The 21118-nt window shown below is 62.9% G+C and carries 23 protein-coding genes and 1 pseudogene; 20 read left to right on the top strand and 4 right to left on the bottom strand.

The window, feature by feature from the left end; all coding sequences use genetic code 11:
• Positions 1–519 (bottom strand): annotated as a pseudogene (locus tag B7Y64_RS14335) (flagellin); the annotation flags it as partial.
• Positions 520–1188: 669 nt separating this feature from the next.
• Between B7Y64_RS14335 and motA the strand changes: the two are divergent.
• The 9 genes from motA (at position 1189) to B7Y64_RS14290 (ending at position 10437) form a co-directional block, all read left to right on the top strand.
• Positions 1189–2049: a flagellar motor stator protein MotA gene (motA, locus tag B7Y64_RS14330; RefSeq protein ID WP_291326713.1), complete on the top strand. Its 861-nt coding sequence runs from the start codon at positions 1189–1191 to the stop codon at positions 2047–2049.
• Between the two features lie 27 nt (positions 2050–2076).
• Positions 2077–3009, top strand: a complete 933-nt coding sequence (gene motB, locus B7Y64_RS14325) for a flagellar motor protein MotB (RefSeq protein WP_291326715.1) — start codon at positions 2077–2079, stop codon at positions 3007–3009.
• 84 nt (positions 3010–3093) lie between these two features.
• The gene (gene cheY / locus B7Y64_RS14320) at positions 3094–3480 is read left to right on the top strand and encodes a chemotaxis response regulator CheY (RefSeq protein WP_291326717.1); all 387 of its coding nucleotides are present in this window, start codon (positions 3094–3096) and stop codon (positions 3478–3480) included.
• 25 nt (positions 3481–3505) lie between these two features.
• Positions 3506–4105, top strand: a complete 600-nt coding sequence (locus B7Y64_RS14315) for a protein phosphatase CheZ (protein WP_291326719.1) — start codon at positions 3506–3508, stop codon at positions 4103–4105.
• Between the two features lie 98 nt (positions 4106–4203).
• Positions 4204–5358 (top strand): EscU/YscU/HrcU family type III secretion system export apparatus switch protein, encoded by a 1155-nt coding sequence (locus B7Y64_RS14310; protein ID WP_291329211.1) that lies wholly within the window; start codon positions 4204–4206, stop codon positions 5356–5358.
• Positions 5355–7436: a flagellar biosynthesis protein FlhA gene (gene flhA, locus B7Y64_RS14305; protein ID WP_291326634.1), complete on the top strand. Its 2082-nt coding sequence runs from the start codon at positions 5355–5357 to the stop codon at positions 7434–7436. Before B7Y64_RS14310 ends, flhA begins: the two co-directional genes overlap by 4 nt.
• Positions 7433–8920: a flagellar biosynthesis protein FlhF gene (gene flhF, locus B7Y64_RS14300; RefSeq protein WP_291326632.1), complete on the top strand. Its 1488-nt coding sequence runs from the start codon at positions 7433–7435 to the stop codon at positions 8918–8920. Before flhA ends, flhF begins: the two co-directional genes overlap by 4 nt.
• Positions 8913–9716, top strand: coding sequence for a hypothetical protein (locus B7Y64_RS14295; RefSeq protein WP_291326630.1), 804 nt, complete (start codon positions 8913–8915; stop codon positions 9714–9716). The genes flhF and B7Y64_RS14295 overlap by 8 nt, the downstream gene beginning before the upstream one ends.
• A 4-nt stretch (positions 9717–9720) precedes the next feature.
• A complete protein-coding gene (locus B7Y64_RS14290; protein WP_291329213.1) occupies positions 9721–10437 on the top strand; it encodes an RNA polymerase sigma factor FliA in 717 nt (238 codons plus the stop codon).
• 76 nt (positions 10438–10513) lie between these two features.
• On the opposite strand, the gene B7Y64_RS14285 is transcribed toward B7Y64_RS14290, so the two are convergent.
• The 3 genes from B7Y64_RS14285 to flgA form a co-directional block, all read right to left on the bottom strand.
• On the bottom strand, positions 10514–10882 hold the full coding sequence (locus tag B7Y64_RS14285) for a hypothetical protein (protein ID WP_111866252.1): 369 nt from the start codon (positions 10880–10882) through the stop codon (positions 10514–10516).
• 39 nt (positions 10883–10921) lie between these two features.
• The gene (flgM, locus tag B7Y64_RS14280) at positions 10922–11239 is read right to left on the bottom strand and encodes a flagellar biosynthesis anti-sigma factor FlgM (RefSeq protein ID WP_024813959.1); all 318 of its coding nucleotides are present in this window, start codon (positions 11237–11239) and stop codon (positions 10922–10924) included.
• 93 nt (positions 11240–11332) lie between these two features.
• Positions 11333–12007: a flagellar basal body P-ring formation chaperone FlgA gene (gene flgA, locus B7Y64_RS14275; RefSeq protein ID WP_081739404.1), complete on the bottom strand. Its 675-nt coding sequence runs from the start codon at positions 12005–12007 to the stop codon at positions 11333–11335.
• A 317-nt stretch (positions 12008–12324) separates the two neighbouring features.
• Here flgA and flgB point away from each other — a divergent pair, with 317 nt between their 5' ends.
• The 11 genes from flgB (at position 12325) to flgJ (ending at position 21118) form a co-directional block, all read left to right on the top strand.
• Positions 12325–12768: a flagellar basal body rod protein FlgB gene (flgB, locus tag B7Y64_RS14270; protein WP_024813957.1), complete on the top strand. Its 444-nt coding sequence runs from the start codon at positions 12325–12327 to the stop codon at positions 12766–12768.
• Positions 12769–12798: 30 nt separating this feature from the next.
• Complete coding sequence (gene flgC, locus B7Y64_RS14265) at positions 12799–13203, top strand: flagellar basal body rod protein FlgC (protein ID WP_024813956.1); 405 nt, start codon at positions 12799–12801, stop codon at positions 13201–13203.
• Between the two features lie 17 nt (positions 13204–13220).
• Complete coding sequence (locus B7Y64_RS14260; RefSeq protein ID WP_024813955.1) at positions 13221–13886, top strand: flagellar hook capping FlgD N-terminal domain-containing protein; 666 nt, start codon at positions 13221–13223, stop codon at positions 13884–13886.
• A 27-nt stretch (positions 13887–13913) separates the two neighbouring features.
• A complete protein-coding gene (gene flgF / locus B7Y64_RS14255; RefSeq protein WP_291329207.1) occupies positions 13914–15392 on the top strand; it encodes a flagellar basal-body rod protein FlgF in 1479 nt (492 codons plus the stop codon).
• The gene (locus B7Y64_RS14250) at positions 15389–15562 is read left to right on the top strand and encodes a hypothetical protein (RefSeq protein WP_291326343.1); all 174 of its coding nucleotides are present in this window, start codon (positions 15389–15391) and stop codon (positions 15560–15562) included. Before flgF (B7Y64_RS14255) ends, B7Y64_RS14250 begins: the two co-directional genes overlap by 4 nt.
• A 15-nt stretch (positions 15563–15577) precedes the next feature.
• Positions 15578–16318: a flagellar basal-body rod protein FlgF gene (gene flgF, locus B7Y64_RS14245; protein ID WP_111866260.1), complete on the top strand. Its 741-nt coding sequence runs from the start codon at positions 15578–15580 to the stop codon at positions 16316–16318.
• A gap of 17 nt (positions 16319–16335) precedes the next feature.
• Positions 16336–17118 carry a flagellar basal-body rod protein FlgG gene (gene flgG / locus B7Y64_RS14240; protein WP_291326345.1) on the top strand — a complete coding sequence of 261 codons (783 nt, stop codon included), beginning with the start codon at positions 16336–16338 and terminating at the stop codon, positions 17116–17118.
• A gap of 11 nt (positions 17119–17129) precedes the next feature.
• Complete coding sequence (locus B7Y64_RS14235; RefSeq protein WP_024813951.1) at positions 17130–17825, top strand: flagellar basal body L-ring protein FlgH; 696 nt, start codon at positions 17130–17132, stop codon at positions 17823–17825.
• Positions 17826–17845: 20 nt separating this feature from the next.
• Positions 17846–18826 (top strand): hypothetical protein, encoded by a 981-nt coding sequence (locus B7Y64_RS14230; RefSeq protein ID WP_291326347.1) that lies wholly within the window; start codon positions 17846–17848, stop codon positions 18824–18826.
• A gap of 194 nt (positions 18827–19020) precedes the next feature.
• Complete coding sequence (locus B7Y64_RS14225) at positions 19021–20163, top strand: flagellar basal body P-ring protein FlgI (RefSeq protein WP_291326349.1); 1143 nt, start codon at positions 19021–19023, stop codon at positions 20161–20163.
• A 49-nt stretch (positions 20164–20212) separates the two neighbouring features.
• Positions 20213–21118, top strand: a complete 906-nt coding sequence (gene flgJ, locus B7Y64_RS14220) for a flagellar assembly peptidoglycan hydrolase FlgJ (protein WP_291329205.1) — start codon at positions 20213–20215, stop codon at positions 21116–21118.

Genomic DNA, 21118 nt, shown 5'->3' with positions numbered 1-21118 from the left:
TTCTTGCCCCAGCGTGCCGGTGCGTGCACTTGAAATCTTGTCGATCGTGATGGTTTGCCCTGCATTGGCTCCCACCTGAAATGCCTGACTGGTGAAGTTGCCGTCGAGCAGCTTGGTGCCATTGAAATCGGTCTGCGTAGCAACACGGTCGATTTCCTGGACTAGCTGAGCCACTTCCTGCTGCAAAGCGGCACGGTCAGTACCACTATTGGTAGCATTAGCCGACTGCACGGCCAGCTCACGCATGCGCTGCAAGTTGTTGGTCACGCTGGCCATGGCGCCTTCCGCCGTCTGCGCCAGGGAGATGCCATCGTTGGCATTGCGCGCCGCCACGGTCAGGCCCCGAATTTGCGTACTGAAGCGCTCGGAAATGGCCAGGCCGGCGGCGTCGTCCTTGGCGCTGTTGATGCGCAGGCCCGAGGACAGGCGCTGCATGGACTGGGACAGCGAGTTCTGCGAGATGCCCAGGTTGCGCTGCGCATTGAGTGACTGGACGTTGGTATTGATGATGGCTGCCATGGTGATAGCTCCTTGTGTAACTTAAAGCCCGAACATGCGGTATTGCTTTCGGTGTCTCAAATGCCAGCACACGCTGGCTGCCCAACCCGTTGGCGCTCCACCTGTGTTTTGGGGTTTGCCACCGGGTACAGGGCTTTTGTTCCCTGTTGCTTTGGTTATCGGACCCATGTGCAACAAACTTTAGGGTTGGCGTAACTTTTTGTGTATCGATAGCGGCACACGTCTTTTCGTTTGGTCGTCAGTCAGGATATTTTTGCTATTTTTTTTATAGCTGTCAGCGCTTGTCAATAATGGGCTTTAGGTATATTTCGCTTGTACTTCTCTACGGCGTTGGTGTTGGGTTGGTTTCGATGCGCTGATGCCGCAGGCTTTGGTATGCAGCACGAGCGCAGAGCGCCGCTTGACACGAGCGACAGGCGGACTCATGGCGCGAAGCGGGTGGTGATCCGAGGCAAGTGACAGAGGTGAGGGTTCACTGCGAGCAGCTGCGGTAGGCTGCGCCGGTGAAATGCGCTGCTTGAACAAGGGCCAGTGAGCAGCCATGGCGGACGCTCAGCACAGCGGTGCGCAGTGCGGCCAGTGGCCAAAATACACCAGCAGCACAATCTGGCAGCCCAAGCGGCCCTTGTTTGCACCAATGAAGTGGCAAGACTCTGCCAAAATCGACGCATGTTTGTCATCATCGGTTACATCGTCTGCTTCGGCTGTATCTTCGGCGTGTATGTGCTGCACGGTGGAAATATTGCCGTGATCCTGAAGGCCCTGCCCTTCGAGATCGTCACCATTCTGGGCGGTGCGCTCGGGGCCTTTGTGGTCAACAACCAGCCCAAGGTGCTCAAGGCCACGGCAGCGGCCATTCCCATGGCGCTCAAGGGCTCCAAATACACCAAGGCACGCTACATGGAGCTGATGGCGATGCTCTATGACATCTTGCAAAAGGCCCGCAAAGAGGGGTTGATGGCCATTGAAAAGGATGTCGAGGCACCCCACGAATCCGAGATTTTCAAAAAGTACCCCACCGTGGGCAGCGATCACCATGTGATTGAGTTCATGACCGATTACCTGCGCATGATGGTGTCGGGCAACCTCAATTCGCACGAGATCGAGGCGCTGATGGACAGCGAAATCGACACCCACCACCAAGAGGCACACGCCCCCGTGGCCGCGCTGGCACGGCTGGCGGGCGCGCTGCCGGCCTTCGGCATCATTGCCGCCGTGCTGGGGGTGGTGAACACCATGGGATCGGTGGGTCAGCCGCCTTCGGTGCTGGGCGGCATGATCGGCTCGGCCTTGGTGGGCACATTTTTGGGTATTTTGCTGGCCTACGGGGTGGTGGAGCCCTTGGGCGGCCTGGTAGAGCAAAAGACCGAAGACGCTGCCAAAGAGTTGCTGTGCATCAAATCCACCCTGCTGGCCAGCATGCAGGGCTACAACCCGGCCACGGCCATCGAGTTCGGCCGCAAGGTGCTGTTCTCAGGCGACCGCCCCAGCTTCTCCGAGCTGGAAGGGCATGTAAAGGGCAAGAAGTAAGCGCACGCCGCGCCCGAGCACAACGCCATGGCAGAAAAAAAACTCCAGCCCATCATCATCAAGCGCATCAAGAAGAGCGGCCATGCCGTGCATGGTGGTGCGTGGAAGATTGCCTACGCCGACTTCGTGACGGCCATGATGGCCTTCTTTTTGTTGATGTGGCTGCTGGGCTCCACCGCCAAAGGTGAACTGCAGGGCATTGCGGCTTATTTCAGCTCGCCCCTCAAGGTGGCCATGGCGGGCGGCGATGGTGCGGGCAACAGTTCGAGCGTGATTCCTGGCGGTGGCAATGATTTGACCAAGGTGCATGGGCAGGTGCGGCGCTCTGACAGCGAGACGGAAAAAGAACGCCGCATGAGCATTGACACGGCCCGTGCAGAGCGCGCCAGGCAGGACGCAGCGCGCATCAAGGCCTTGCAGTCCAAGATAGACGCCATGATCACGGAAAACCCGCGACTGAACGAATACAAGTCGCAAATCCGCATCGATGTGACGCCAGACGGCCTGCAGATCCAGATTGTGGACAACCAGAATCGTCCCATGTTTGACAGCGGCAGCGCCCTGGTTAAGCCCTACATGCGCGACATTCTTCGCGAAATTGGCGCAGCGCTGGGGGGTGTAGAAAACCGCATCAGCCTGGCTGGCCACACCGACTCCGCGCCCTATGGCAACAGCGACCGGGGTTACAGCAACTGGGAATTGTCGGCAGACCGCGCCAATGCCTCGCGACGCGAGCTGGTTTCTGCAGGCATGCCAGACGCTAAACTGGGCCGGGTTGTAGGCTTGGCCGCCAGCGACTTGCTGGAACCCGACAACCCGCGTGCCCCTGCAAACCGGCGCATCACCATCACTGTGTTGACGCGTGAAGCCGAAGAAAGACTCATGGGCAAGGGCATTCCTACCGTGACTTCCACCGAGTTGATGGAAGAAAAGACGGAAAATCCCGATACCGGCAGGTAGGCACAACGACTTGCGTTACGACTTGTCACAAAACCTGCACTCTATGACAATACCCCCAGCTAATTCCGACCGAAAGGGTCCCAAGTGAGCACAGCCCTTCGTTTTTTGATCGTTGATGATTTTTCCACCATGCGGCGCATTGTTCGCAATCTGCTCAAAGAAAGCGGATTTGCCGATGCCGATGAGGCCGAGGACGGCGTGGCCGCACTCAACAAGTTGCGCAACAGCAAGTTCGACTTCGTAGTAACCGACATCAACATGCCGAACATGAACGGCTTTCAGTTGCTGGCGGAAATCAAGAAGGACGACAAGCTCAAGCACCTGCCCGTTTTGATGGTGACGGCAGAAGCACGCAAGGAAGACATCGTGGCCGCAGCCCAAGGTGGCGCAGCGGGCTACATCGTCAAACCTTTCACCAAGGCAACCCTCGAGGAGAAGGTCACCCTGATTCTCAAGAAAATGGGGTTATGACGCCATGGTGCCAACCGAGATTTCGTTGGCGGATTCCGCCGACGTTCACCACAAGATCGGGCAACTGACACGCCAGTTGCACGATTCGCTCAACGAGCTGGGCTATGCCGAGAAGCTGCGCGGCTCCATGGGCGAGTTGCCCGATGCGCAAAGCCGGCTCTCCTACATTGCCCGTCTCACAGGAGAAGCGGCCGAGAAAGTGCTCAACCGTGTGGAGCAGGCCAAGGCGCAGCACGATTTCATTGCGCAGGAGACCCGCCGAGTCGTCACCTCGCTGGTGAAAGACCCTGTGGCGGCCGTAGCCAAGGGTGAGATCATGAATTTTCTCACCGATGTGGAGCGCGTCACCAAGGAAGCCGACTCGCACCTGACCGAGATCATGATGGCGCAGGACTTTCACGATCTCACGGGCCAGGTGATTGCCCGCGTGGTGAACCTGGCTGCCACGATTGAAGAGCAACTGGTGCAGCTGCTCATTCAGACCGCGCCACCCAGCGTGCAGTCTGCGCCCATTGAGGTTCCGCGCGAACACTTGGCGGGGCCGGTGGTAGACCCCGAGCGCACGCCCGACGTGGTGACCAACCAGTCGCAGGTGGACGACCTGCTGGCAAGCCTGGGTTTCTGATCCACGCCACCCGATAAGCAGGCCCAGCGGGCCTCTTATCGGGCTTTAGATTTCCAGGTCGCTCACGACAATGGCATGACACCAGCCGTCATGCCACCATGGAATCCAGCCAAGAAAAAAGCCTCCCCGCGACCGAGCGAAAGCTCCAGAAGACGCGCGAAGACGGCCAGGGCGCCCGCTCGCGCGATCTCTCGCACCTGGCCATTTTGGGCGCAGGGGCGGGTTGCCTGATGGTGTGGACCCCCGAGTTGATGGAGCACATGCAGCGCGCCATGGGGCAGCAGCTGAGTTTTGATGCCGCCACCGTGATGGCCACCGGCAGCATGCTCACCCGCCTTCAGGACATGGTGCTGGTGGGCCTGGTGGCCAGCCTTGTTTTTGCCGTGTTGACTGGTGGCGCCGCGCTGCTCAGCGCCATTGGTGCAGGTGGCTGGATTTTCAGCGCCAAGCCCATCACACCGCAGTTCAGCCGGCTCAATCCAATCTCTGGCGCAGCCAACCTGTTCTCCAAGCAGCAGATGGCCAATGTGGCCAAGATGGTGCTGATGACCGCCATTCTTTCGTTTGTGGCGTGGAACTTCATGGGCAACAGCATCGACCGCGTAGCCAGGCTGGTGTTGCAGCCCTCGCCCCTGGCCCTTCGCGATGTGGCGCAGTGGCTGATATCTGGCACCAGCCTGCTGCTGCTGGTGGTGTTTCTGGCGGCGGTGATTGATGTGCCGCTGCAGGCATATTTCTTCAAGTCGCGGCTGAAGATGTCGCACGAAGAAGTCAAGCAGGAGCACAAGGAGTCGGACGGCAACCCCCATACCAAGGGCCGCATTCGGCAACGCCAGCGCGAGATGGCAGACCGCGCCAGCGTGGGCGCCGTACCCAAGGCAGATTTTGTGGTGATGAACCCCACGCACTATGCCGTCGCCCTCAAATACGACGAACAAACCATGAGCGCCCCGCAGGTGATTGCCCGTGGTACCGACTTGATCGCCCTGAAGATCCGCGATCTGGCGGGCACCCACGGCGTGCCCGTGCTGCAGTCGCCCATGCTGGCGCGTGCCCTGTATGCCCACGCCGAGCTTGACCAGGCCATCCCCGCCACGCTGTACACGGCGGTGGCCCAGGTGCTGGCCTATGTGTATCGCCTCAAGGCTGCGCTGCGTGGCGAGGGCAAGATGCCCGACGCGCTGGTGCAACCCCATGTCCCCCCTGAGCTTGACCCGCTGAACCGGGTCGCTCCGCAAGGCACTGCCGTATGAACACCTCAGTAAAGTCTCTTCAGCAATGGGCGGGCAGCAACGCAGGCGCTCTTCAGGGGCTGTCTGCCCCCTTGCTGGTGGTTGCCATCCTGGCGCTCATGGTGCTGCCCATCCCGCCGTGGATGCTGGATGCGTTTTTTACGCTCAACATTGCCGTGGCGCTGATGGTGATGATGGTGGCGGCCTACATGCTGCGGCCGCTGGATTTTGCAGCCTTCCCCTCGGTTTTGCTGTTGACCACCCTCATGCGCCTGTCGCTGAACGTGGCCTCCACCCGCGTGGTGCTGCTCGAAGGCCACACCGGCCCCGGTGCGGCCGGTGCCGTGATCGAGGCGTTTGGTCACTTCCTGATTGGCGGCAATTTTGCCGTGGGCCTGATCGTGTTCGCCATTCTGGTGGTGATCAACTTCGTGGTGGTGACCAAGGGCGCGGAGCGCATTGCCGAGGTGTCGGCCCGCTTCACGCTGGATGCCATGCCCGGCAAGCAGATGGCGGTGGATGCCGACCTCAATGCCGGCCTGATTGACGAAAAGGAGGCCAAGCGCCGCCGCGCCGAAGTGGCAGAAGAAGCCAACTTTTTCGGCTCGATGGACGGCGCCTCCAAATTCGTGCGCGGCGATGCCGTGGCCGGCATTCTGATTTTGCTGATCAACATCGTGGGTGGCTTTGCCATTGGCGTTTTGCAGCACGATCTTTCGGCCAAACAGGCTGCCGACAGCTACATTTTGCTGGCCATTGGTGATGCGCTGGTCGCGCAGATTCCAGGCCTGCTGATTTCGGTGGCAGCGGCCATGGTGATCTCGCGGGTGGGCAAAGACCACGACATGGGGCGCCAGATCGTGGAGCAACTGTTCATGTCGCCCCGCGTCCTGGGGGTAACCGCCGGCATCCTGTTGCTGCTCGGACTGATTCCCGGCATGCCGCACGTCGTGTTCCTCACCATGGGCGGGCTGCTGGGCTATGGCGCCTGGATCCTGCACGAACGCCAGAAGGTGCAGCCAGCCGTGGAGGCGCCACCCGCCCCCGTGACCGATGGCGAAGCCACCTGGGACGATTTGCAGCCAGTGGACCTGCTGGGGCTGGAACTGGGCTACCGGCTGATCACGCTGGTGGACAAGAGCCGCCAGGGTGACCTGCTGACGCGCATCAAGGGCGTACGCCGCAAGTTTGCACAAGAAGTGGGCTTTTTGCCGCCCGCCGTGCACGTTCGCGACAACCTCGAACTCAAGCCCAGTGGCTACCGCATCACGCTGCGCGGAGTGGTGGTGGGCGAAGGCGAGGCGTTCCCCGGCATGTTCCTGGCCATCAACCCCGGCGGCATCACCACGCCGTTGATCGGAACCCCCACCACCGATCCCGCGTTCGGCCTGCCAGCGCACTGGATCGATGAACGCCAGAAGGAAGCGGCACAAATGGCGGGCTTTACCGTGGTTGATTCCGAAACCGTGATGGCCACCCATTTGTCACACTTGATGCAAGTTCAAGCAGCCAAGCTCCTCAGCCGCACGGAAACCCAGCAGCTGGTGGAGCATGTGGCCAAGCTGGCCCCCAAACTCATCGAAGAAGTGGTCCCGAAAATGGTTTCTATCGCAACGTTCCAGAAGGTTCTCCAGCTGCTGCTGGAGGAGTCTGTGCACATTCGCGACATCCGCACCATCATCGAGACGCTGGCCGAGAATGCCGTCGGCATCTCGGACCCTGCAGAGCTGGCACGGCGGGTGCGCATTGCGTTGTCGCCCGCCATCGTGCAGCAAATCTACGGCCCGACGCGTGAACTCAACGTCATCGCCATTGAGCCCGGGCTGGAGCGCCTGCTGGTGCAGGCCCTGGGCAATGCCGCCGGCCCCGCACTCGACCCCGGCGTCGCAGACATCCTGACGCAAAAAGCAGCCGAGGTGGCACTCAAGCAGGAAGAGCTGGGCTTGCCCGCCTGCCTGCTGGTACCCGATCAGATTCGCACCGCCATATCCCGGCTGGTGCGTCGCGTAGCGCCTCGCCTGCAGGTGCTTGCGCACAGTGAAATTCCCGAGACCCACACCATCCGTATTGGGCCCATCCTCAAAGGTGCATCCGCATGAACATCAAACGCTTTCACGCTCCCACGTCACGGGAGGCCCTGGCCAAAGCGCGCATGGCGTTTGGCGACGGTACGCTCATCCTGTCCAATCGCCCAACGGCCACTGGCGTTGAGGTGGTGGCCACGGCCGAAGACACACTGTCGGCCCTGGACAGCGGCAGCGCGTCTGTGGGTACACAGGCCCTTTTGACACCCGCACCGCAACGGGCGGCACGCACGACGCAAAGCAATCCGGCTCCGGCCGGGCGCAACCCGGTGGAGGAAGACACGGAACAGCTGGCCATGAGCACGCTGTCCTTTCAGGACTATGTGCGTGAACGCATGCTGCGGCGTCGGCACGAGGCACTGAACGGCCCTGCCGACACCCCCACGCTTACTGATCGCAGCCGCGACCCCACCTCCGACCGCGAGCGCATGCCTGCCCCGCAGGTGGCCCGCCACAACCCGTTGCGCCCCGCACCCGTGGCCCGGCCCACAGAGCCTGCCCCCCGTCGCCGCCCCGAGCCTCAGGCTGCCGCCCCCGCATCGTCGGCGGGCCAGCAAAGCCTGATGAACGAACTGCACTCCATGAAGGAGCTGATCGAAGACCGGTTCAACACCCTGTCATGGCTGGGCCAGGCACGGCAAAACCCGATCCAGTCCAATCTGATGCTCAAGATGATCCGCGCCGGCTACTCTCCGGCACTGGCGCGAGCCATTCTGGAGCGCATGCCCGAAGAGATGTCGGCAGCTGAATCGGTGCGCTGGCTCATGGAGGTGCTGGAGCGCAACCTCAAGACCGACATGCACGCGCCCCCGCTGTATGAAGAAGGCGGCATTTTTGCGCTGGTGGGCTCCACCGGCGTGGGCAAGACGACCACCACCGCCAAGCTTGCGGCCCATTGCGCACGCATCCACGGCCCTGGCAGCGTAGGGCTGATCACGCTGGACACCTATCGCGTGGGCGCCCATGAGCAACTGCGCACCTATGGGCGCATGCTGGGCATCGTGGCTCACCTGGCCCACGACCGCGCAGCGCTGCAAGATTTGCTCGGGCTGCTCAGCGGCAAGAAGATGGTGCTGATCGACACCACGGGCGTAGCGCCGCGCGATCCGCGCAAGCGCGACATGCTGGACGTCCTGGACCTGCCCAACGTCAACCGCCTGCTGGTTCTGAACGCCGGCTGCCACGGCGACACGCTCGACGATGTGCTCACCGCCTTCAAGACCAGCGGCTCGCAGCAAGCCATCCTTTCGAAGGTGGACGAGGCCGTCAAGCTGGGCCCCGCCATGGATGCACTGATCCGCCACCAGATGGTGCTGCGCGGCATCACCAATGGCCAGCGCGTCCCTGAAGACTGGGAAACCGCCGATGCGCACAAACTCATCAGCACGTCGATGCGCGCGCCCACCAAGTCGGCGTTTGACCCCAAGGCAACTGATCTGGACTTCTTCTTCTCCCACTCGACCGACCCCATGACCGAACGGGAGTTTGTGGATGCTTGACACCAGTTTTCACCAGGGCGCCGGCCTGCACAGCTTCACGCCACAGTCCGAATTGCGCGTGCTGGCCGTAGCCAGCCAGGAACAGGCAGAAAGCGGCCTGGAGATGGAAACCCTCTGGCAGCTGTGCGCCAGCCTGCAGCGACTGGGTTACCCGGTGGTGGTACTGGATGGCACTGCCTATGAGACCGAGGCATCCCCCGGTCTCCACCACCTGCTCAGACAAGCCCCCTGGAACGAAGGCGCCAGCCTGGAGGCTGATGGAAACGTATCTTCCCTGGCCGTCCTGCCGGCTGCCAAGGGGTTATCGGAACTGGTGCGCATCGCACACGCAACCTATGCACCTCCCCTGCAGGGGCTTCTGCCTTATTTTCGAGCCTACGGGCTGCTGGTACTTCACGCACCGGCCAGCGTGCTGGGCCCGTTGCTCACGCACACGGCCACAACGCCCCTGGTCGTGATGCCAAAGGGTGCCGCAGGCGTGCTCACCAGCTACAAACACCTCAAGCAGATCGCACAGCACTCGGGTTTGCCATGCACGGTGGCTGCGGTACTGCAGGGCAACGGAGCGGCGGAACGCAGCAAAGCACAGGGTGCACTGCGCACCTTGCAGCAATGCGCAGACCGTCACCTGGGTGGGCGCATGCACGCCACAACGCTGTCTGTTGACAATGGCCAGGATATTCAGCGCCTGGCCTTGCAACTGCTGGAAAACGCGGGCACCATCGGCGGATCGCTGTCTGCAATGCCCACCCACAACCTGACCGGACTGCCTTCGCATGGTGTTCGGAGCCACTGATCTGATGTATACCGCCAAAGGCCAGCTCGACCGTGATGCGCTGATCCGCCAGCACGTACCGCTGGTTCGACGGATTGCCCACCACATGATTGCCAAGCTGCCCCCCAATGTGGAGGTGGACGACCTGATCCAGGTGGGAATGATGGGTCTGGCTGAAGCACTGTCCCGCTACGAAGTCACCCAAGGGGTTCAGTTCGAAACCTTTGCCACCCAGCGCATCCGCGGAGCCATGCTGGATGAGTTGCGCGAGGGCGACTGGATGTCCCGAAGCTCCCGCAAGAGCCAGAAAGACATCGAACACGCCGTGCGTCGGCTGGAACAAAAGCTGGGGCGCAGCCCCCTGGAGTCAGAAATTGCCGCAGACATGGGCATGACCCTTCCCGAATACCAAAGCCTGCTCGGCAAGGTACGGGGCACCCAGCTGGTGTACCTGGAAGACATGACCCACGGCAACGAAGACGACGATGGTTTTCTGGACCGTCACGTTGCCGACAGCGATGCCGACCCCGTCGAACTACTGCGCGACCACCGGCTCCGCACCTCTTTGGTCCAGGCCATTCAGAGCCTGCCCGAACGGGAGCAGCACATCATGGGCATGTATTACGAACATGACATGAATCTAAAGGAAATTGCGGCTGTGCTGGGCGTCACGGAATCACGGGTGTGCCAGTTGCACAGCCAGTCGATTGCCCGGCTTCGCGCAAAAATGCGCAGCCACTGAGCCGGGTGGTTTGTTTGGGTGGGTGGCGCTCCACCGAGCACCGGGTGCGCACACCACTGCGCACCTGCGTAAATTTTCAGCTCGCAGACCGGTAGATGCGGGCCACACTGCCGGCATTGCGCCCGCCCATGGCGCTTCCATATGTGGCGGCAGCATCTGCGGGGGGTAGCAAACCTGCGGCTTGCCGGTCGGTGATGGCCGCCAGGCGGGCCAGGCTCTCACGCTGAACCGCGAGCAAAGCGCCGACGGCCTGCAGGCGCTTTTGCAGGCCAGCAGGCGCAACACCTTGCCGAGAAATCTGTTCCATGACTTGTGACAGCTGTGCTGCTGCGTTGCGCAGCTGGGTGCTACCCGTTTCGAGCGCCTGTGGATCTGCAGCCAAAAGCGCAGCAGAAATGCCCTGCAGTTGGTGTTCTACGGTGGTGAGCGCGTCTTCCAGTTGCATGGTGCCTGTGTGCGGGTGAAGACGTTATGGGGAAACGGGTTACCCGCGTGAGCGGGTGAGTATTTCCTGGGCGTTCGACAACATCTTGTCGGCAATGGCCCCGGCATCCACGGTGAACGTGCCTTGATCGATGGCTGCTCGCACTGCCTTGACCCGACCGGCGTCGAAATCTCCGGCCGTTCGCGCCGTCTGGGCAAGGGTTCGGGCGCTCATGGACACCGTAACGGGCACACCAGCGGCCGACGCCGAGCTTGCGCCTTTCGTTGCTTCTTCCGCTGCTGCAGGGGTTTTTGTCTGTTTGGACAGCCCTGTTTGCGCGAGTGCTCCCGGGAGTTCCGGTTTTTGACCAATCTTCATCGCTCTCTCCACCACCCCGTTCGATGTGGGGCACAGTAGCAATGTTTTCGACCTATCCGGGCCAGACTTTAGCCATTTCTGGCCAGTGGTGCATCAAAGAGATGCAGCGATTGTCCCATCTTCATTGACAATGCCCGATATCAATCGACCATTACTCATGCGGATGCGAACAGTCTGCCCCACGGTTCCGTTCGACATTGCCTGGCCCGACGATGTTACCGAATAGCCGGGGCCCTGAGCCACCACACGAACCTGGGCACCCGCGCGGAAAACACTGGGTGCCCGCACCATGGACTGCCGCACCGCCTGCCCCGCCATCAACTGGCGGGATGCCACCTGCCCCACCCATTGCTCGGGGTTGGCGATGACAGGCGCCACTTCGGCAGCCCAATCCACCTCGGATTCGCTGGCATCCGCCGCCGTCAACACGGTTCCGGTGGTGACATTGTTGTTCAACACCCAGGCCGGGCCAAAAGCCTTGATGGTCACCGGCAGAAAAACGTTCCAGGCCGTGGCACCCTCCACGCAGCGAAGCCCCAGGCGCGTGCGTCCCCACAGGCGGGAGCCGGCTGGCAAGTAGGGCTCTACGCGTGCGCAAGGCGCCAGGCGCAACCGGCTATCGAGCGTGCCCACGCTGACTTCCATGCGCAAGGGCAAACCACCAGACGGGCTGCTCGCCAGCGCATTGTCCAGCCAGCGCTGCGTCAGCGGCCCCAGATCAGCGGCGGGGTCCGTCACAGCCTGTGCCAGCAACGGACCGCCGTACATTGCAGACCCCAAACCCGCCAGCACCAGCGTCGCACGCAAAGCGGTACGCCGCAACAGCGGCAGGAACACCCGCAGCAAGTGGGGAGAGGGATTAAGGGGCAGCACGGCAATCTCCTGGGCGGATGGGCTGCCAGCCACCGGGCAGACCATTTCACCGCTGCAACTATAGGCAGACCTTGGCGGGATGAACCCGAAAACTGCGCAGCAATGTCCGCTTTCTTCGCGCTTTAGAAAAATCCGGCGATTTCCATAATCAAGCCACGCCGGAAACCCTCTCCAGGGCCCGGCGCCACTGCAACCCAGAGTGTGAGGCACACATGCTTGACAAGATGACCAACCGGCTGGACTTTCACGGCAACGCACTTTTGCTGCGTGCCGAGCGCCAGCGCGCCATCGCCAGCAACATTGCCAATGCCGACACGCCCGGGTACGTGGCCCGCGACTTCAACTTTGCCCAGGCCATGCGTGACGCCACTGGCTCTTCCGCAGGCAACAGCGCAGCCCGCCTGGCCAGCGGTGGCGCAGGGGCTTCCGGCACCACCGACGCGCGCCACATTCCGCTGCCCGCCTCAGGCGCTGGTGCCGGATCACAAAGCACGCTGGGGTACGCCATGCAAACCCAGCCCAGCCTGGACAACAACACCGTGGACCTCGACCGGGAACGCGCCAACTTCGTGGACAACGCCGTGCGTTACGAGGCCACGCTGCGCTTCCTCAACGGGCAATCCAAAACCATGCTCAGCGCCATTCAGGGCCAATAAGCCAGGCCGCGCAGACAACGGGAAATCACCATGTCCATGTTCTCCATCTTCAGTGTGTCAGGCAGCGCCATCAGCGCCCAGTCACAGCGGCTCAACGTCGTGGCCAGCAACCTGGCCAACGTGGATGCCGTGGCCGGGCCGGACGGCCAGGCGTACAAGGCCCGCCAGGTGGTTTTTCAGACGGCCCCCATGGGCGCAGACAGCTCTGCCGGTGTGCGCGTGAGCGCCATCAACGAAAACAACACGCCAGGGCGGCGCATCCACGACCCGGGGCACCCTTCCGCCGATGCAGAGGGCTACGTGACCCATTCCAACGTCAACGCCGTGGACGAGATGGTCAACATGATTTCCGCATCGCGCTCCTATCAGAACAACGTCGAGGTCATGAACACGGCCAAAACGTTGCTGCTCAAGACCCTGCAAATGGGCCAGTAATTTCAGGACAAGCCACCATGATCAACAGCGCAACCTCCGCCACTTCGGGCTCTACGGCCGTGAGCACCACGGCAACCAGGGCCGACACCACGACCGATGCCTCGGCGGGACAGGACCGGTTCCTGAAGCTTCTGGTGGCACAGCTCAACAACCAGGATCCGATGAATCCGCTGGACAACGCGCAGATGACCTCGCAGATCGCGCAGATCAACACGGTGACCGGAATCCAGCAACTCAATGACACCGTCAAGGGGCTGGTCAGCCAGTTTGCTGCACAGCAAATGCTGCAGGGCAGCGCCATGGTGGGGCATCAGGTGCTGGCAGAAGGCAACACCCTTTCCGTGGACACCGAGAGTGGCCAGGCTACCGGCGCCTTCGACCTCGCCGGATCGGCCGCCAGCGTGAAGGTCCAGGTGCTCGACGCCGCTGGCAAAGAGGTGGGGACCGTCGACATGGGCAGCCTCCCGGCAGGCCGCTACAACTTTGCATGGGATACCGCTGGCTACCAGGGCGACAGCGCACTGCGCTTCAAAGTGCTGGCCGCCAATGGCGACACCAGCGTGGGATCCACCGCACTGATGATCGACAAGGTCACCGCCGTCAGCATGGACAACGGCAGCCTGCAGCTGCAGCTTTCGCGCGGCGGCATGACCACCCAGGCAGGCATCAAGGCCATTTTGTAATTTCAAGAATCACCAGGAGTACACACCATGGCTTTCCAACACGGCCTCTCGGGACTGAACGCCTCCAGCAAGAACCTGGACGTCATTGGTCACAACATCGCCAATGCCAACACCACGGGTTTCAAGTCGTCGCGCGCCGAGTTCGCGGACCTGGTGGCATCGTCCATGGGAGCGGGCGGTGGCGCCAACTATGGCATCGGCGTCGAAGTGGCGGCGGTGGCCCAGCAGTTCTCGCAGGGCAACGTCACCGTCACCGGCAACAACCTCGATGTTGCGATCAACGGCAACGGCTTTTTCAAGGTGCAGCAGGCCGATGGCTCGGCCGCCTACACGCGTGCCGGCAATTTCAAGCTCGACAAGACGGGTGATCTGGTCACCAACGGCGGTGCCCAGGTGATGGGATTCAAGGTGGACCCCGCCACGGGCCTCAGCACCTCCGAGGCACAGCCCCTGAGCTTCCCGACGGGATCCCCCATCCAGGCCAAGCAAACCGAATCGATCAAGGCCACGCTGAACCTGGACGCACGCGCCACCGGCAACCCTACCAAAGCGGGCCCGCCAGCCGTTGCAGCCGTTGCGCCCGCAGATCGTTCCACCTATGGCACATCCATCAACGTTTACGACACGCAAGGCGTGCCTTTGCCCGTGAACGTGTATTTCCAAAAATCCGACTCCAACCAGTGGGATGTATACGACAAACTCGACGACCCGAAAGCAGTTCCTCCAGTAGTCGCAAGAATTGTGGGAAAAATCCAGATGGATGGAAACGGAAACATCTCGGGAATGACCCAGCCGAAACCAGGCTCTGCCGTGGACGCCAACGGGTCACCCACCGAATTCCAGACATGGTTCAAGGACGCTGATGGGAAAATGAAGCAGGCGGATGTAACGGGCAGTTGGGCATACACCTTCGTCACTCCAGCCACCACGCCACCAACGGTGGCGTCCGCCACGCTGACGCTGGGCGCACCTGGCACGGCAACCGATGCTCCCACCACCTTCGCGTTCGACATGAACCTTTCAGTCGACCCCAGCAAGGCCAATCCCAACAACCCGCCAAAGCCCTTCAACGTGTCGCTGAACCTGAAGGACGTCACCCAGTTCGGCAGCAAGTTCGCCGTGGCGGATCTCTCGCAAGACGGGTATGCCTCGGGCGACCTCACGAGCATCAATATCTCCAACGACGGCATGGTCATGGCCAGTTACTCCAATGGCGTGACCCGTTCCGAGGCGCAGGTGGCGCTGGCCAATTTCCGCAACCCGCAGGGCCTGCTGGCCGTGGGCGGCAACAACTGGGTGGAGTCGTTTGATTCCGGCCCCGCCGTGCTGGGAAAACCCGGCGACGGCAACTTTGGCGCGCTGCGCTCGGGGGCGCTTGAAGACTCGAACGTGGACCTCACCGCCGAGCTGGTCAACATGATGACCGCCCAGCGCGCCTACCAGGCCAACGCCCAGACCATCAAGACGCAAGACCAGGTGATGTCGACCCTGGTGAACCTGAGATGAAGCAACACCCCCCTGTGGCGCTGCGCGCCTTCCCCCCGCTCTCGCAACGCTGCGCGCTGCGGGCGAGGGGACGCAGCCAGCGCGGCGGGGCGGCCCTTGCGCGGCTGCCCTGGCCCTGGGCGCGCCAGTTTCTGGCGCCGCAGGCGCAGTGCGGCTCGGTGAAACACTGAAAGGAAAGCAGGACCATGGACCGCATCATCTACACCTCCATGACGGGCGCCAACGCCGCCGCGCACCGGCAGGCGGTGCTGGCCAACAACCTGGCGAACGCATCCACCACCGGGTTCCGTGCCGAAATGTCCACCTTCCGCTCGGTGCCACTGCAGGGCGAGGGGTCTACCACGCGTGTCTTCGCGCTGGAGGCCACGTCTGGCCACGTCACGGCGTCCGGCCCCGCACAAACCACGGGGCGCAACCTGGATGCCATGGCCAAGGGCAATGCCTGGTTCGCCGTGCAAGGGCTCGATGGCACCGAGACCTACACCCGCGCAGGCCATTTCCAGGTCTCCCAGGGCGGGCAACTGGTCACCCCCACCGGACTGCCGGTGCTGTCGGATGGCGGTGCGCCCATCGATATTCCGCCCAACGCCACCATTTCCCTGGGTGCGGATGGCACGGTCACGGCCAAGACGGGCAACGAGCCACCGGTTCCCGTGGCCCGCCTCAAACTTGCCACGGCCACCGCCGACAACCCGGTGCGACGGGGCGACGACGGCCTGTTCCGCGCCGCCAACGGTGACGCCCTGCCGGCCGACCCCAACGCGCAAATGCTGGCCGGTGCGCTGGAGGGCTCCAACGTGAACGCGGTCGAATGCATGGTGGGCATGATTGCCGCGTCCCGCCAGTTCGAGCAGCAGATGAAGCTGCTGCAAACCGCCGAGAGTGATGACAAGGCCGCAGGCCAGCTACTGAGCCTCAACGGCTGAAGAAAAGGACAACCGCCATGATGAATTCACTGTGGATCGCCAAGACCGGCATGACCGCCCAGCAAACCCAGCTGGACGTGATCTCGCACAACCTCGCCAACGTCTCCACCACCGGCTTCAAGCGCAACCGTGCGGAGTTTCAGGATCTGATCTATCAGAACCTGCGCCAGGTTGGCGCCCAGACCACCGAGGAAAACCAGCTTCCAACGGGCCTGCATCTGGGCCTGGGCGTGAACGTGGTGGCCACCAGCCGCAATTTCACGCAGGGCGGCCTGCAACAGTCGGGCAACAACCTTGATGTGGCCATCAATGGCGACGGATTCTTCGAGATCACGTTGCCCGATGGCACCACCGGCTACACACGGGACGGCTCGTTCCAGCTCGACGCTCAGGGCCGCATAGTCACCTCCGGCGGCCTGCCCGTGGCCCCCGGCATCACCGTGCCCGCGGGCACGAAAAGCATCAGCATCAGCGAAAACGGTGAAGTGAGTGCCATCGTGGCGGGCTCCGTCGCACCGCAGCCACTGGGCTCGCTGTCGATGTCCAGTTTCGTCAACTCTGCCGGCCTGCAGCCGGTGGGCCAGAACATGTTCAAGGAGTCGGCTGCGTCCGGCGCTCCCCAGCAGGGCACGCCCGGCACCAACGGCCTGGGCATCGTGCGCCAGGGCTTTCTGGAGACTTCCAACGTCAACGTGGTGGAAGAACTGGTCAACATGATCCAGACCCAGCGCGCATACGAGATGAACTCCAAGGCCATCCAGACTTCGGACCAGATGCTGGCCAAACTGGCGCAAATGTGAGGAGCACCACCATGAACACCCTCCTGCGCCTGATGGGCTGCGCCGCCCTCGCCGTGCTCGCCACGGGCTGCGCCAGCATCAACCCGCCACCGCCCGTGGACGTGCTGCCCACCACACTGCCACCCGTGGCCACCATGCCCCGGCCAGCCGGCCCTGCCACGGGCAGCCTGTTTCATGCCGCCAGCTTTCGGCCCGCGTTCGAAGACCAGCGCGCCCGCCTGATCGGTGATCTGGTAACGATCACGATCAAGGAAGAAATCGACGCCAAGCAAAACAGCACGTCGAACGTCGGCCGGTCGTCCAACACCGAAGGCCGCATCACGGCGCTGCCGCTTGTTTCAAGCAGCTTGGCTGCCAAGCTTGCCGGCAAGACGGCCATCGGTGCGGGCTATGAAAACACCTTCGAGGGCAAGGGGGACACCCTGGCCAAGAACGATTTCAAGAGCAACATCACCGCCATCGTCACCGACGTGCTGCCCAACGGGCATCTGGTCGTTGCGGGCGAAAAGCAGGTGGGCGTGAACCGCAGTGTGGACGTGCTGCGCTTTTCGGGCATCGTGGATCCACGCCGTCTGGCGCCTGGCAGCGTCATCGATTCCCGGTACGTGGCCAACGTGCGCGTGATCTCGCGCGGCATGGGCGAGCAGGCCGAGGCGCAGGCCATGGGCTGGCTGGCACGGGCGTTCAACACGGTCACGCCGTTCTGACACAAGTTTGCACCGCGCCCATGCACACCCTGCGCACACTGCTTCAACGCTCGGCGGCCGTGGTCCTGGCGATGTGCTGCGGCCTTGCTGGCGCAGCCGATTTTCGCGACCCGGTGGGGCAACCCTTTCTGGTCTGGCCCAATATTCCGGTCGTGCGCGCCACCGATCTGGGCGAATACGAGCACGACCGCAAGCTGTTTGCAGACCTGCACACCGGCAAGGGTGATCCGGCCACGGTGCTTGCCGCGCTGCAGGCCGTGGACAGCCTGCAGGCCCACCACGAGCGCACGGCGCTGGCCCAGCTGGGGCGCACGCTCAACACCCAGCTGATTGGCGAGCTGGACCGCCAGGCACGGCGCATCAACACCCGTTCGCCCAAGCTGCGCTTCGAGTTTGCCGGCATCACACCCGAAGAGTTGCAGCGCGCCTCTGCGGCCGATGCCCGGGCGCTGGATGCCCTCAAGGCCAAGGCGGGCCGGTTGGCCCTAGTGGCTTACATCACCTACACACGGCTGGAGGGTTCGCTGGTGCAGGCCACCGCCACGCTGGTCAAGCTGGGCAGTGGCGAATCGCAAAGCTTCACCGTGACGGTGCCCGCGCCCACGCTGGCAGATGCGCTGGCGCGCGACATCTTTGATTACTTTCAGGGCACGCGCTTTTCTCAGCACCAGAACCCGCTGGCCGCACGGGAATGGCTGATGGCCGCGCCGGGACACGCCGATCAGCTGGTCTCGCGCGAGGCGGCGCAGCGCTACTGCCAGTCGCAGAACGCGGCCCTGCCCACGGCAGGGGAGCTGGAGACGGCCGAGGCATCGGGTTTTTATGGCGGCGGCGTGGCGCTGCGGCCCACCGGCGTCTACCACATCCAGTCGGGTCTGTACGACACGGCACAGGCGCTGGCAGACAAGGTGCGCGCCAACCACATTGCCAGCGTGCCCAATGGCCACTACTACTGCATACGCAACCCGGTGGACACCAGGGCGGCCAGGGTGCGCAGGTAAGGCGAGCACGCCGGTAGTTCGTCAAAAATAATAGCTGTTAGCGCTTTACTGTAAAGGGCTAGAGCCATATTTGACCCATATTTTTATTACTCCCACCTCCCCGCACAAACCGGGGGCGAACACCGGCAATAAGGCGGCAGAAGCACGCTCTTTTCCCCTCTTTGCCGGCCGGGTGGCACGCCACAATGGGTGCCATGAAGACCTTGCCCCTCCCTCGCTTTGCATGGCTGCAGACACGCGCGCTGTGGCTGGTGCTGGCCCTGTCCGTCACGGGACTCGTGGCGCCTGCCCATGCCTTGCGCATCAAGGAAGTGGCGTCCGTGCAGGGCGTGCGCAGCAATCAGCTGTCGGGCTACGGCCTGGTGGTGGGGCTGGACGGCACGGGTGACCAGTCCACGCAGATGCCCTTTACAGCGCAGGCGATGGCCAACTACCTGCAGCAAATGGGCATCAGCCTGCCCCCGGGCACCAGCGCTCCGCAGCTCAAGAACGTAGCCACCGTGGTGATCACGGCCCAGTTGCCCGCCTTTGCGCAGCCGGGGCAGAACATTGACGTGGCCGTGTCCTCCATCGGCAATGCCAAGTCCCTGCGGGGCGGCACACTCATCGCCGCACCGCTGCGCGGTGCAGACGGCGAGATTTATGCCCTGGCGCAAGGCAACGTGGTGGTGGGCGGCGCCGGCGCCTCGGCCGGCGGCAGCAAGGTGCAGATCAACCACCTGAGCGCGGGCCGCATTCCCGGTGGCGCGCAGGTGGAGCGCTCGGTCCCCACGCCGCTGCACGTGGGCAGCACCATCACCCTGGGCCTTGATGCGGTGGACTTTCAGACCGCGCGCAAGGTGGCGCAGGCCATCAATGCCCGCCAGGGCGAGGGCACCGCCACCGCGCTGGACGGGCGCAGCGTGCAGGTGACGGCGCCGCAAGACCCAGGCAAACGGGTGAATTTCATCGCAGAGCTGGAAGAGCTGCAATTGCCCAACTCCACGCCCGCAGCCAAGGTGGTGATCAACGCCCGCACCGGCTCCATTGTGCTGAACCAGGCGGTGACATTGGGGCCCTGCGCCATCGCGCACGGCAATCTGTCCATCACCATCAGCAGCACGCCCGTCATCAGCCAACCCAATCCCCTGTCGCAGGGAGTGACCGTAGTGGCGCAAAAAAGCGACATCGCCATCCAGCAGGAAGCGGGCAACGTCATCCAGATGCCGCCGTCGCCGCAGTTGGCCGACGTGGTACGCGCACTCAACTCCCTGGGCGCCACGCCCCAGGATCTGCTGGCCATTTTGCAGGCCATCAAGGCGGCCGGCGCCTTGAACGCCGAGCTCGAAGTGATCTGACCATGCCCTGCCCCACCAGCGCCCTGTCGGCCACGCACCAGGAGTCACCATGGCTTTGACCCTGCCCTCTTCCGCGACCTCCAGCACCACCAATGCGCTGGCGGCCGATGCACGCTCGCTCAACGCCCTGAAATACGAAGCCGGGCAAAACAGCGCCCAGGCCGCCAAAGAGGCCGCCAAGCAGTTTGAATCGCTTTTCATGCGCGAGCTGATCAAGAGCATGCGCGAAGCCACCATGAAATCCGGCCTGATGGACGGCGCCCAGGGTGACCTGGGAACCGACCTGCTGGACCAGCAGCTGTCGGTCAGCATGTCGGGCGCGCCGGGCGGTTTGTCAGAAGCCATTGCGCGCCAGCTTTCGCGCCAGATGGGTGGGGCCGACACCAGCATCTCGGCACCGTCCACGCTCAGCCTGCCCGGTGTGACCTCGCGCAGTGCGGCCAGCACCGCCACCGTGGCCACCGGCCCCGTGCCCAAGGGGCGGGACGGCTTTGTGCAGTCGCTCAGCGCCACCGCCGAGCGCGTGGCGCAAGACAGCGGCATTCCGGCCAGCTTCATGCTGGGTCAGGCAGGCCATGAAACCGGCTGGGGCAAGAGCGAGATCAAGAACGCCGACGGCTCCACTTCGTTCAACCTGTTCGGCATCAAGGCTGGCAAGGGTTGGACCGGCAAAGTGGCCGAGATCACCACCACCGAATACATCAACGGCAAGGCCCAGAAGGTGACGGCGAAGTTCCGCGCCTACGACTCGTACGAGGATTCTTTCCGCGACTACGCCCGGCTGATCAACGACAGCCCGCGCTACGAAAAAGCCCAGGCCACCGCCAAGACCGGCTCGGCCGTGGCCTATGCCGCCGAGCTGCAGAAAGCCGGCTACGCCACCGACCCCGAGTACGCCAAAAAGCTCAGCGGCGCCATCAACAGTGCCTTGCGCGTGCAGCGCGCACAGGCCTGA

It is taken from the genome of Acidovorax sp. 35-64-16, assembly GCF_002281195.1.
GTDB classification, from domain to species: Bacteria; Pseudomonadota; Gammaproteobacteria; order Burkholderiales; family Burkholderiaceae_C; genus Acidovorax; species Acidovorax defluvii.
Note: the sequence above shows the minus strand (reverse complement) of the source record. Positions and strands in the feature narration are given on the sequence as shown.

What these genes read in the sequence shown, in the direction of transcription:
- motA (WP_291326713.1), top strand. Translation starts at nt 1,189, where the DNA reads ATGTTTGTCATCATCGGTTACATCGTCTGCTTCGGCTGTATCTTCGGC.
- motB (WP_291326715.1), top strand. Translation starts at nt 2,077, where the DNA reads ATGGCAGAAAAAAAACTCCAGCCCATCATCATCAAGCGCATCAAGAAG.
- B7Y64_RS14310 (WP_291329211.1), top strand. Translation starts at nt 4,204, where the DNA reads ATGGAATCCAGCCAAGAAAAAAGCCTCCCCGCGACCGAGCGAAAGCTC.
- flhA (WP_291326634.1), top strand. Translation starts at nt 5,355, where the DNA reads ATGAACACCTCAGTAAAGTCTCTTCAGCAATGGGCGGGCAGCAACGCA.
- flhF (WP_291326632.1), top strand. Translation starts at nt 7,433, where the DNA reads ATGAACATCAAACGCTTTCACGCTCCCACGTCACGGGAGGCCCTGGCC.
- B7Y64_RS14295 (WP_291326630.1), top strand. Translation starts at nt 8,913, where the DNA reads ATGCTTGACACCAGTTTTCACCAGGGCGCCGGCCTGCACAGCTTCACG.
- B7Y64_RS14290 (WP_291329213.1), top strand. Translation starts at nt 9,721, where the DNA reads ATGTATACCGCCAAAGGCCAGCTCGACCGTGATGCGCTGATCCGCCAG.
- B7Y64_RS14285 (WP_111866252.1), bottom strand. Translation starts at nt 10,882, where the DNA reads ATGCAACTGGAAGACGCGCTCACCACCGTAGAACACCAACTGCAGGGC.
- flgM (WP_024813959.1), bottom strand. Translation starts at nt 11,239, where the DNA reads ATGAAGATTGGTCAAAAACCGGAACTCCCGGGAGCACTCGCGCAAACA.
- flgA (WP_081739404.1), bottom strand. Translation starts at nt 12,007, where the DNA reads ATGTACGGCGGTCCGTTGCTGGCACAGGCTGTGACGGACCCCGCCGCT.
- flgB (WP_024813957.1), top strand. Translation starts at nt 12,325, where the DNA reads ATGCTTGACAAGATGACCAACCGGCTGGACTTTCACGGCAACGCACTT.
- flgC (WP_024813956.1), top strand. Translation starts at nt 12,799, where the DNA reads ATGTCCATGTTCTCCATCTTCAGTGTGTCAGGCAGCGCCATCAGCGCC.
- B7Y64_RS14260 (WP_024813955.1), top strand. Translation starts at nt 13,221, where the DNA reads ATGATCAACAGCGCAACCTCCGCCACTTCGGGCTCTACGGCCGTGAGC.
- flgF (WP_291329207.1), top strand. Translation starts at nt 13,914, where the DNA reads ATGGCTTTCCAACACGGCCTCTCGGGACTGAACGCCTCCAGCAAGAAC.
- B7Y64_RS14250 (WP_291326343.1), top strand. Translation starts at nt 15,389, where the DNA reads ATGAAGCAACACCCCCCTGTGGCGCTGCGCGCCTTCCCCCCGCTCTCG.
- flgF (WP_111866260.1), top strand. Translation starts at nt 15,578, where the DNA reads ATGGACCGCATCATCTACACCTCCATGACGGGCGCCAACGCCGCCGCG.
- flgG (WP_291326345.1), top strand. Translation starts at nt 16,336, where the DNA reads ATGATGAATTCACTGTGGATCGCCAAGACCGGCATGACCGCCCAGCAA.
- B7Y64_RS14235 (WP_024813951.1), top strand. Translation starts at nt 17,130, where the DNA reads ATGAACACCCTCCTGCGCCTGATGGGCTGCGCCGCCCTCGCCGTGCTC.
- B7Y64_RS14230 (WP_291326347.1), top strand. Translation starts at nt 17,846, where the DNA reads ATGCACACCCTGCGCACACTGCTTCAACGCTCGGCGGCCGTGGTCCTG.
- B7Y64_RS14225 (WP_291326349.1), top strand. Translation starts at nt 19,021, where the DNA reads ATGAAGACCTTGCCCCTCCCTCGCTTTGCATGGCTGCAGACACGCGCG.
- flgJ (WP_291329205.1), top strand. Translation starts at nt 20,213, where the DNA reads ATGGCTTTGACCCTGCCCTCTTCCGCGACCTCCAGCACCACCAATGCG.